Origin of the sequence: Nitrospirillum iridis (assembly GCF_014205765.1) — a bacterium.
Taxonomy (GTDB): Bacteria; Pseudomonadota; Alphaproteobacteria; order Azospirillales; family Azospirillaceae; genus Nitrospirillum; species Nitrospirillum iridis.
In genome coordinates this window covers 1-9,798 of the sequence record NZ_JACIIZ010000036.1, presented here as the reverse complement: position 1 = coordinate 9,798, position 9,798 = coordinate 1, and the positions used below count along the sequence as shown (strand labels likewise).

General features: G+C 60.8%; 7 protein-coding genes and 2 pseudogenes. 3 read left to right on the top strand and 6 right to left on the bottom strand.

Annotation, left to right across the window (positions count from 1 at the left end; all coding sequences use genetic code 11):
* Nucleotides 1-43: 43 nt before the first annotated feature.
* Both FHS74_RS31085 and istA read right to left on the bottom strand, forming a co-directional pair.
* Entirely contained in the window at nt 44-169 is a 126-nt protein-coding gene (locus FHS74_RS31085; RefSeq protein ID WP_281384717.1) for a hypothetical protein, read from the bottom strand.
* Entirely contained in the window at nt 166-1,464 is a 1,299-nt protein-coding gene (gene istA, locus FHS74_RS29895; protein WP_184807926.1) for an IS21 family transposase, read from the bottom strand. Before istA ends, FHS74_RS31085 begins: the two co-directional genes overlap by 4 nt.
* Nucleotides 1,465-1,605: 141 nt before the next feature.
* Here istA and FHS74_RS29890 point away from each other — a divergent pair.
* From FHS74_RS29890 to FHS74_RS29880, 3 genes and pseudogenes are all read left to right on the top strand, one after another.
* Nucleotides 1,606-2,700 (top strand): annotated as a pseudogene (locus FHS74_RS29890) (IS256 family transposase); the annotation flags it as partial.
* Nucleotides 2,701-2,751: 51 nt separating this feature from the next.
* A pseudogene (locus FHS74_RS31385) lies at nt 2,752-2,820 on the top strand (hypothetical protein); the annotation flags it as partial.
* A 151-nt stretch (nt 2,821-2,971) separates the two neighbouring features.
* Nucleotides 2,972-4,159, top strand: a complete 1,188-nt coding sequence (locus FHS74_RS29880; protein ID WP_184807925.1) for an IS91 family transposase — start codon at nt 2,972-2,974, stop codon at nt 4,157-4,159.
* Between the two features lie 719 nt (nt 4,160-4,878).
* On the opposite strand, the gene FHS74_RS29875 is transcribed toward FHS74_RS29880, so the two are convergent.
* The 4 genes from FHS74_RS29875 to FHS74_RS29860 all read right to left on the bottom strand — a co-directional run bounded on the left by FHS74_RS29875 (nt 4,879) and on the right by FHS74_RS29860 (nt 9,400).
* The gene (locus FHS74_RS29875; protein ID WP_184807924.1) at nt 4,879-6,201 is read right to left on the bottom strand and encodes a protein kinase family protein; all 1,323 of its coding nucleotides are present in this window, start codon (nt 6,199-6,201) and stop codon (nt 4,879-4,881) included.
* Nucleotides 6,198-8,261, bottom strand: a complete 2,064-nt coding sequence (locus FHS74_RS29870) for a protein phosphatase 2C domain-containing protein (protein WP_184807923.1) — start codon at nt 8,259-8,261, stop codon at nt 6,198-6,200. The genes FHS74_RS29875 and FHS74_RS29870 overlap by 4 nt, the downstream gene beginning before the upstream one ends.
* Nucleotides 8,262-8,282: 21 nt before the next feature.
* Nucleotides 8,283-8,918, bottom strand: a complete 636-nt coding sequence (locus FHS74_RS29865) for a vWA domain-containing protein (protein WP_281384716.1) — start codon at nt 8,916-8,918, stop codon at nt 8,283-8,285.
* 329 nt (nt 8,919-9,247) lie between these two features.
* Entirely contained in the window at nt 9,248-9,400 is a 153-nt protein-coding gene (locus FHS74_RS29860; RefSeq protein ID WP_184807921.1) for a hypothetical protein, read from the bottom strand.
* Nucleotides 9,401-9,798 lie beyond the last annotated feature (398 nt).

The following is a 9,798-nucleotide window of genomic DNA, read 5'->3' as shown; positions in this document are numbered from 1 at the left end:
CGGCATTCGGCACTGGGCTACAAAAGCCCCGTTCTGTTCGAGGCTACCGCCTGACGGCGAGCAAATGGCTCTCCACTTTTCCAGGGCAAGTCCAGTCCAGCGTTTCCAGGGCGCGTGGCATCTTCAGGCCCACCAGATGGCGCCGGATGCTGTCGAGGGTGGCGGTCATGGCGTCGCCTCGCGCGGCGCGTCGGACTGGGCGAGGTGGCGGCCGATGGCGTCGTAGATGGCCAGGTCGCGGGGCGTGACAATCTCGCCGGGCCGCCGTGGTGGTGGCGCCTGGGGAACACTTTGTCGGGGTGTCGTGCTGTTGACGGGTGGCGGCAGGACGCGGTGCCCGGCGATGAGGTGTCGGCGCCCACGCCCTTCCAGCACAGGGTGGACGGCGATCCGGCGGCCTTCCTCCAGGATCTGGACCTGGTCGGCGGTGAGTTGCACTTCGACGGCGCGGCGCCGGGTGCTGTCGGGGACCGAATAGAGATTGCCGCCGACGGACACCATGCCGTCCTTGGTGATGCGGCGTTCCAGGGACAGCACGGTGGCATAGGGGATTGCGGGGACGGGCTTGAGGTGGGGCCGTTCCTCGGCGAAGTGCTCGACGACGATGCGCTGGGTGGTGGCGTGGCGGCGGACGTTGGCGACCTGGTCCAGCCATTGGCGCAGTTGGCCGTTGAGGTCGTCGAGGTTGCGGAAGGTGCGTCCCAGGAAGAAGTCCTGGCGGATGTAGCGGAAGGGTCGCTCGACCTTGCCCTTGGTCTTGGCGCGATAGGGTTTGCAGGCCTTGGGCAGGAAGCCGTAATGGGTGGCCAGGTCCAGCAGGCGGGCGTTGTAGGCGATGCCGCCATCGGTACCGTCATCCCCCGCCGCTTCGCCCAGCACGGCGGTCTTCATGCGGTCGTAGAGGATGCGGGCGGGCACGCCGCCCAGGGCCTCAAAGGCGGCGATATGGCACCTCAGCACGGTGGCCAGGTCCTGGCGGGCGACGAAGCGCGCCCACAGCATGCGGCTGTGGCCCAGCACCAGGGAGAACAGCCACACCACCCGTTCCACGCCGGGCTCATCCGTGAAGCTGGTCTTGAAGTGGGCGAAGTCCACCTGGGCCTGATGCCCCGGCGGCGTCTCGAACCGCTGCTCATAGCCCTTGGCCGCCGCCGGTCGCACGGTGCGCAGGTAATCCTTCACCGCCGTATAGCCGCCGGGATAGCCCAGGGCCTGGATCTCCCGCAACAGACGGCGGGCGCTCAGCCCAGGCACCGCGATCACCCGCTGGCGCAGGTAGGCTTCATAGGGCCCACCCACCGTGGGCTTGGGCGGCCGAGGGGTATAGCGGGGCGGCTCCAGCCCCTGGGCGATGTAGCGACGGACGGTCTTGCGGTCCAGGCCGGTCTGCCGGGCGATGGCGGAGACGGTCAGCCCTTCACGGGCGAGTTCCAGGATCATGACGAGTTCCCCAAGTGTAACCACCAGTCCCCTCCCTCGCTCCTGCGAGGACAGTCTGGGTGACCAGCGGCCGCGAGGTTCCGGGGGGCATGCCCCCCGGGACCTCGCCGGTCAGCGAAACTGGGGAAAATTCAGGCGCCACTTCTGGGGAGTATTCATCCGCCACTGACACTGAAGGCGGAACTGGATCATCACCTGGCGGCTGATGAGAGCGGCAACCGGCGCAATGGCTATGGCCGCAAGACGGTGCTGACGGATGGTGGCCCGGTTGATCTGGCCATACCCCGGGACCGGACGTCAACGTTCGATCCGCAGCTGATCGGCAAGTACCAGCGGCGCTTTCCGGGCTTTGACGAGAAGATCATCTCGATGTACGCGCGGAGCATGTCGACGCGGGAGATCGCCGGGCACCTGCGGGAGCTCTACGGCATCGAGGTGTCTGCCGACCTGATCTCGACAGTGACGGACGCGGTGATCGAGGAAGTAACGGCCTGGCAGAACCGGCCGCTGGAGGCGATCTACCCGCTGGTGTTCCTGGATGCTATCCGGGTGAAGATCCGGGACGAGAGCTTGGTGCGCAACAAGGCCATCCACATTGCCATCGGCGTGCGGGCCGACGGCACCAAGGAGGTCCTGGGCCTTTGGATCGAGCAGAACGAAGGCGCCAAGTTCTGGCTACGCGTCCTGAACGAACTGAAGAACCGGGGCGTTGAAGACATTCTGCTGGCCGTGGTCGATGGCTTGAAGGGCTTCCCCGAGGCGATCGCCGCGGCCTATCCCGAGACCATCGTGCAGACCTGCATCGTCCACCTGTTGCGCTACAGCATGGAGTTCGCGTCGTGGAAGGACCGGAAAGCCGTCGCCGGCGCCCTGAAGACAATTTACGACGCCGTGGACGACAAGGCGGCTGAGGCCGCGTTGACCGCCTTTGAGGTCGGGCCCTGGGGCGAGAAACACGCGGCCATCGGCAAGGCCTGGCGCCGGGCGTGGCAAGAGGTCATTCCGTTCTTCGCGTTCCCGCGCGAGGTCCGGCGGATCCTTTACACCACCAATGCCATCGAGGCGCTGAATTCCAAGCTGCGCCGGGCGGTCCGCGCCAGAGGGCACTTCCCCAATGACGAGGCGGCCCTGAAGCTGCTGTTCCTGGTCTTGAACCGGGCGGAGAAAGATTGGAAAATGCCACCGCGCGAATGGACGGCGGCGAAGGCCCAGATGGCCGTCATGTTCGGCGAGCGGTTCTCAAAGGCGATGAGCGCCTGAGAATGAAACCGACCCCGCCGAGCACGAAATTCCTGATAGTCCCCCAAGCGCGTGACGGTCCACACGCTCCGGCACAGCTTCGCCACCCATTTGCTGGAGGACGGCACGGACATCCGCATCATCCAGGTCCTGCTGGGCCACAGCAACCTGTCGAGCACGGCGCGGTACACCCAGGTCTCCAACAGCGTCATCATCATCCGGGTTAGCGTCCGAGAGCCCGCTCGACCGCCTGAAGCTGGAGGTGGTGCCTCCCGCCTGAGCCGGCATCGCCATGCCGGCCGGACTGGAGGTGGCGGACGTCTTCCGCCGCCACGGCGACGCCTATCGCCGGGCGCACGATGGCCACCTCGGCCGCGTCGAGCGCCGGGTGATGGGTGCGATCGAGGCATGCCGCACGGCGGCACTGGGCGGCCACGCCGAAGCTTGCCCGGAGTGCGGCCTGGTGCGGTGCGCCTACAACTCCTGCCGCAACCGGCATTGTCCCAAGTGCCAGGGCGCCGCGCGGGCGGAATGGCTTGCCGCACGACAGGCCGATCTGCTGCCGGTACCCTACTTCCACGTCGTGTTCACGCTGCCGGCACCTGTGGCGGAGATCGCGTTCCAGAACAAGGCGGTGGTCTATGCCATCCTGTTCAAGGCCGCCGCCGAGACCCTGCGCATCATCGCCGCCGATCCCAAGCACCTGGGCGCCGAGATCGGGCTTGTCGCCGTGCTCCACACCTGGGGCCAGACCCTTCACCACCATCCGCATGTCCATTGTGTCGTGCCCGGCGGTGGACCGTCGATCGATGGCACGCGCTGGGTCGGATGCCGGCCCGGCTTCTTCCTGCCGGTCCGCGTGCTCTCCCGCCTGTTCCGCCGCTTGTTCCTCGACGCGCTGGCCGCCGCGTTCGAGGCCGGCACCCTCGGCTTCTTCGGCGACCTCGCCCCCCTGGCGGAGCCCGCCGCCTTCCACCACCGCTTGCGCGACCTGCGGCGGGTCGAATGGGTCGTCTACGCCAAGCCGCCCTTCGGCGGCCCCGCCCAGGTGCTGGCCTATCTGGGCCGCTACACCCATCGGGTCGCCATCTCCAATACCCGCTTGCTCGCCATGACCGGCAGAGACGTCACATTCCGATGGAAGGATTATCGCCATCATGACAAGGCCAAGGTCATGACCCTGGCATCCTTCGAGTTCATCCGGCGCTTCCTGCTCCACACCGTGCCGGATGGCTTCCACCGCATCCGCCATTATGGCTTCCTCGCCAACGGTCACCGGGCCGGAAAGCTGGCACTTTGCCGCAAGCTCCTCGATGTCCCGCCGCCGGCGCCAACGGTGGCCGAAGAACCCACCGACCGCTCCCCATTGGCCGGCCCCCCGCTGGATCGCTGCCCGTGCTGCGGTGGCGCGATGATCCTCTTGGCCGTCTTGCCGCCGCTTCGGCCCCATCGCCCGCCCCTCCGGTACGACACCTCATGAACCGACAACATTCCAACATCGCCCGGCCGTCCACCCCGGCAGCCCCGCGCGCCGGCCGGAGGTGTTTTACCCGCCGCACCACCGCGGACTGCTCCCGGCTTCAAAACAGCGGCAAAGCTGACGCCAGTCCTCGCCCGTGGGCCGCCAACGAGCGCCCTACGGTCAATCCAGCCCCATCAGAACCCTTCCAACGGGCCCGGATCGGCATCACGAACCAGGCCCCAAAGCCACATTCCCCATAGCCCGCGCCCGTCATCCCGCGGCTTCGTTCAATCCGGCTTCAATGAGGTCGCGGTCGCGCCCGGTAGCACCCTCTGCGCAACGCGGCCTCACAGAAGCCTCCAGATTCAAATCGTTCCACTACCGCCGTCTCCACGACGGCAGGAATCCGTAACCAATTGCGTTGCCTGGATTCTTGTTTTCACGGGAACGACGGGAAACCAGATGCATCCACGGCGAAAGCCATTCTCCAAACGGCCTCTAACCGGGATCGGGGTCGGCAGCGACGGCCGCCGCAGGAGCCACGCGTCGACGGATCCCGGACCAGTGGATATTGGCGCCAGCGATAACGCGTGGGGATCTCGGTTACGATCTTCAGGAGCCGCCCGTACGCCATGTCTCGGGACGTCAGGTGGCGTCGGCGTTGCTATTCGCCGACACCGGGTCATCGCCGGTAATGCATCAGTCCACCAACGGGATGGGTCTCTGTCATCAACCAGTCAGGGAATGCCATCAAATACGCGGATCTCCCAACCATTGGCGGCAACGAACTGGTTGGGGTTCACTTGAACATCCATCGGCCCGGTCCCCTTTGCCTGGCTACGTCCATCATTGATCACAAAGATCTGGACCGGCCAATTCACCGTGAAGGTCAGCTTAGAGTCCACGAATTTGTACTGGACATTGGCCAGGTCGGCGGAGACGCCCCCAAAATTCCCGTTTTGTGTCAATGAAAGATTTGCTCTCTTTACGAGATTTATTCGGCTCCCGGAGCGCTTGTAAAACTCGAGATAGGGTTGCTTCTTAAATTCCTGCTGATTCCACAAGGAAATGCCAAGCGCTGCTAGCCAGTCCTCGGGGCTGGGCAGGTCACTGATGCTACCTGCACGCATTGCGTGTTCAATCAAGGCAAAGCCGGCTGGCCACGCCTTGGTAACATTGTCGGGCAAGGAGGAAAGCGAGCGACTTTGTATTTCCTGGGATGACAATATCTCATTGCGACCGAGAATTGTCTCAACCTGTGGCGACCAGACCATCAACTCGCAAATGAGCACGCCAAGCGCGAACCTGTCTGTCAGCACCACAATTGAAGGATCGGTAGCGCTCGGATCCCTGTCAACCTTCTCCGCCAGTTCCGGATACTGATAGCCGGCAGTGCCCAGTGGTCGGCACGGCTGACCGTCGAACCGTCGCGGCAATGGCGCGACGGAAGGATGATGGAAGCCGTCGAAATCGCACAAGGTGCAGACCGGCTCGCCGTTAGGTCCCGGACCGATCATGATATTCCCGCCCGACAGATCCCCATGGACCATGCCGAATTTCTCCATTGCAGCTACAGCGCAACAAAGATGAGCGGCAAACATCGTGCGCATTGACGGGTGGTATCTGTCGTCCCAACATTGCTGATTTTTCAGTCGGGAAAAATCTTCCGACACGCCACCAAATCTGGCCCCGATCTGATGCGCAACATGACCGAATATCCGATGTCCATTTACAATGCTGCCGGGCAGCCAAGCATAGGGGACACCTTGAAAAAGCCAGTCATGGCTCTTGGCAAGACCGGTGTGGATAAGAAACTCGGTCCTTCCACGACGTTCCGGAATGTCGCTCTTGAAAATCTTCAAGAACGACGGAAGTGTTCCGTGAGTAGGATGCTGGCAATCGACAAAGATGCCATAGGCCTCCATCCCCATCCGGGCTCGCGCCTTTGACTGATCGTAGATGGCGAAAGATACTTTTTTTCCGGCACTGATGTTGGACGCCTGAAATGTAGATCCATAAATCTTCTTTAAATCCGCCGCTACGAATGAATAAGAACTCATCTTGCCCCCTCCCCTGTAGTCTTATTGCGTATAGCGACACGATATACAGACATCACCCCCGATGTATCTTTTGTTGCCACTATAAAATAGGCAGCGCATGCCGTATTTGTGCCCACACATGGACCATCGATAGAATAGATAAACCCCTTCTTACCGGGTTCATAAATAAATTTGCCAGCTATGTTTTTTGTAATTATTTTCTTATACTCAGAATCTACATTTGCGCAGAACAATACTGGCATATTCTTCAGCACGTCGCTTCCTATGTCTTCTTTTCTTTCACTTGATCTTTTCTCTATAGAATATTCCTTTGGTTGCACCATTTTCTCAGGGTCGAGCAAAACGCCATTCTTCGACTTGGTCGACAAACAGGATGTCTGCATCCCGCCGTTTGCTTCCGCCGCAGCCTTGGCTTCTGCTGTCAAACGCTCGATTTCCTGGGTCCAGGCCCCCTGCCCAAGCTCGGCCGCGTCCTTCGCATTCCTGGCCGCCTCATCAGCCGCGGCGTTCACGGCCGCGTCCTTCGCATTCCTGGCCGCCTCATCAGCCGCGGCGTTCACGGCCGCGTCCTCCGCATTCCTGGCCGCCTCATCAGCCGCGGCGTTCACGGCCGCGTCCTCCGCATTCCTGGCCGCCTCATCAGCCGCGGCGTTCACACTACCCTGCCCATCCGAGGCGCCCGTTGCCGGAGCCTGGACCACCGGAACTGTCCCATTCTCTGGATTTTGCCTGCCAAGCAAATGAGCAACGACAGTGTCGCGAAAATGCGAGAAATTAAACGCAGCCATGATCCCCAGGGTCAGAGACGCCCCAACCAGGACACTACTCGCGGCGATTCCAATAGGGAACCTGCGCGTGTAATTGTCCTCCGCTGGCACCGATTCGGCAACCGGAAACGCGGAAGCGGTGTCGACGGGAAAGGACGCGGAAACAGAAGCGGGGCCTGAAACAGCCGTCGGCTCGGCAACCGACACAGGTGACGCCAGCGTCCGCCGTCGTCCCCCGGGGGCAGCGTTGATGGGCCACGTCAGGCGAGCAATGCTGTAATTGTCGACCTCGCGCTTCGGCATCATTCCGAGGCGCTTCAGTTCCCCAAGGGCCGAACTCGACGATGACAGGTTCAGCGTATCATAATCGTCGGGGCATTCGATCTGCAGTGTCCGGTCCACCCCGTCTGTCGCCATGACGATATCGACACTATCCAGGGACTGGATGTCGGACAAGCGGGCAGCGCGAAAATCCGCCTCAGTAACCGAAAGAGAAACGAACGAGGAAATTTCCAGCCCTTCGCCGGTCTTGAGCGGACGAATCGGCACACCAGTCACTCCCTTGGTCCGCTTGGAAACGTGGATACCACCATCCCCTGCGAACAGGATGACACCGACATCATCGCCAAGAACCGAGACCAGCAGTGTTGAATTGTACCAATAGGCTGGATTGCCCCTGTTCTTATTATAGACATCCGTGCTCCAGCCCTCCGGGACGGCATTCGACGCCACCAAGACGGCCTTGTCCCGTTCAAATACATCTCTAAGGGCCTTCGCCAGCCCCACCCGCAGGTTGGTGAGATCATTATCGGTGATCTCACCCTTGGAGGTCACGGCCTGGGCCATGACCCGCAATGCGGTCAGACACGCCAAGCGCGCCGAACGTGCGGCCCAGAACGTTCTTGTGGTAACGCCGTCGGCGACTGCCGCGAAAATGTATTCCCTGCCGCCGTAGCCGCAGATTCGTGCCGCCAAGGCAAAATCCTGATTGGACGATTTCGTCTGCTCGTCGGGACCGTACCATGTAGCGGCGACGGCGCCATTGCCGGGGGCCCGAATCCATCCGATTTCGTTGTCGGTGAGCGTCAATGCCAGAGGTGGTTCGTCCGTTGTAATATCCACGGACTCACCACCGAGAAGAAGTACCGTGGGGTCATGACCAAGAATGATCTTCGAGTTAGGCGGTAACTGCCGCCCTTTTGCCATGGCCAGCCCATTACGACATCCGTAACAAGTCCAGACGTTGATTTCGCTGAGCATTACAGGTGAATCTTCGCTGTTGTAGCTGGCCACGGCAAAGAATCCGAAAAAAAATTAAAGCTGCATAATCGCTTCGACAACACCATCCGCGCCGGTCTTGGTTCCGGCAATCGTCCCTACAGCTGGCAGAAGATCCTTAATATCACTTGATTTCTGCAGCTTTTTGTAAAGCTCTGGATTGGTGGCAAGAGAGCTCATGAAGGCATCGGCCGGCGACCCAATTCCGATGGTCACGATACGCGGCGTGCCTGCCGGCAGCGCCAGACTTTTGATCCGCAGCCCCGCATCCAACGCCAATTGCGAATTGTCCGGACTCCCATCCGACAGGAAAAACACGAAAGGATCGAAATCGGTGGAAGAACCGCCATTACTCGCAAGAATATTGTAGGCGTCCGACAGCGCGGCGGCGGCATTGGTTGAGCCGCTGTTTCCGCCAAATTTGGTAATGGCTCCCAGATTAATCTGGCTCTCGCTCTGTGCCTTGGCCAGTATCGTGCTATCACTACCAAAGCTGATTACGGAGATCTTGAAATACGGCTTCATGCCTTGCGACAGGAGGCGCATTTCCTCAACCATCGTTTCGACCGCCTCATTGACGTCCTTTGCCGGCTGCCCCGACATAGATCCCGAATCGTCGATTACGAAAACGACGTGCCAAGGCGACTTGCTCGTGACTCTTTCTGCTGGCATAGCCCTACCCTTGATGATCAGTTTACCGTCAAAAAAATTATCCTAAATGGTTACTCCCGACAACCAGAAGGTTCATCTACTTTATCCTTGGATCTGGTCGCGCGATGCGCTGCCCCACGCTTGGCAGTGGCGGTTGCGGCCGGACTCGTGCCAGATGACCGTCGCTGAACGCATCCAATACAGCACCCGGACAACACCCCAGGTGAACAATGGTCTGCCCCCCCCCCCCTGCGGCACTGACGTCTCTGCGCGCAGCGGACCGAACCGATAGTGATTTACAACTTCCACGGGCGCGTGCAGGCACCCGCGCCAATAAGTTACATAAATATTCAGCGCTTCTTAAGTGTATCGGCAACCGCTTTGCGGGTTTCTTCGACCACCTTTTGCACCTGGCTCGGCTTTTTCGCCTTTCCGGCGTCCCGCCCCTCGTAGACTTCGACACGCTTCTCCATATTGCGGCCTTCATCCAGCTTGTTACCCATGATCTTGATCCCTGCTACTCACGGGCATCGCCTATCGACACCCTAAGGTCCATCGCGATGAAATCAGGTAATGATGAGATGCTAATCGCCTGGCAGTTGGTGCCACACTGGCTCGTTTACGAGCCAGCGATAATAATCATCTTTGACCACAACTATCAAGGAATCTATCGCTCTGTCAGGGAACCCGGATCCACATCCATAGCTTGCCCCCCGAACCGTACTCACTGCAATGACAGATCCCGCCGAGGGACGCCCTCAGTAGCACCTTTCCATATATCCACATTCTTAGGCGGGATTATAGCCTTGGACTTGCCCTGGAAAAGTGGAGAGCCATTTGCTCGCCGTCAGGCGGTAGCCTCGAACAGGACGGGACTTTTGTAGCCCAGGGCCGAATGCCG

What these genes read in the sequence shown, in the direction of transcription:
- FHS74_RS31085 (WP_281384717.1), bottom strand. Translation starts at nt 169, where the DNA reads ATGACCGCCACCCTCGACAGCATCCGGCGCCATCTGGTGGGCCTGAAG.
- FHS74_RS29880 (WP_184807925.1), top strand. Translation starts at nt 2,972, where the DNA reads ATGCCGGCCGGACTGGAGGTGGCGGACGTCTTCCGCCGCCACGGCGAC.
- FHS74_RS29875 (WP_184807924.1), bottom strand. Translation starts at nt 6,201, where the DNA reads ATGAGTTCTTATTCATTCGTAGCGGCGGATTTAAAGAAGATTTATGGA.
- FHS74_RS29865 (WP_281384716.1), bottom strand. Translation starts at nt 8,918, where the DNA reads ATGCCAGCAGAAAGAGTCACGAGCAAGTCGCCTTGGCACGTCGTTTTC.
- FHS74_RS29860 (WP_184807921.1), bottom strand. Translation starts at nt 9,400, where the DNA reads ATGGGTAACAAGCTGGATGAAGGCCGCAATATGGAGAAGCGTGTCGAA.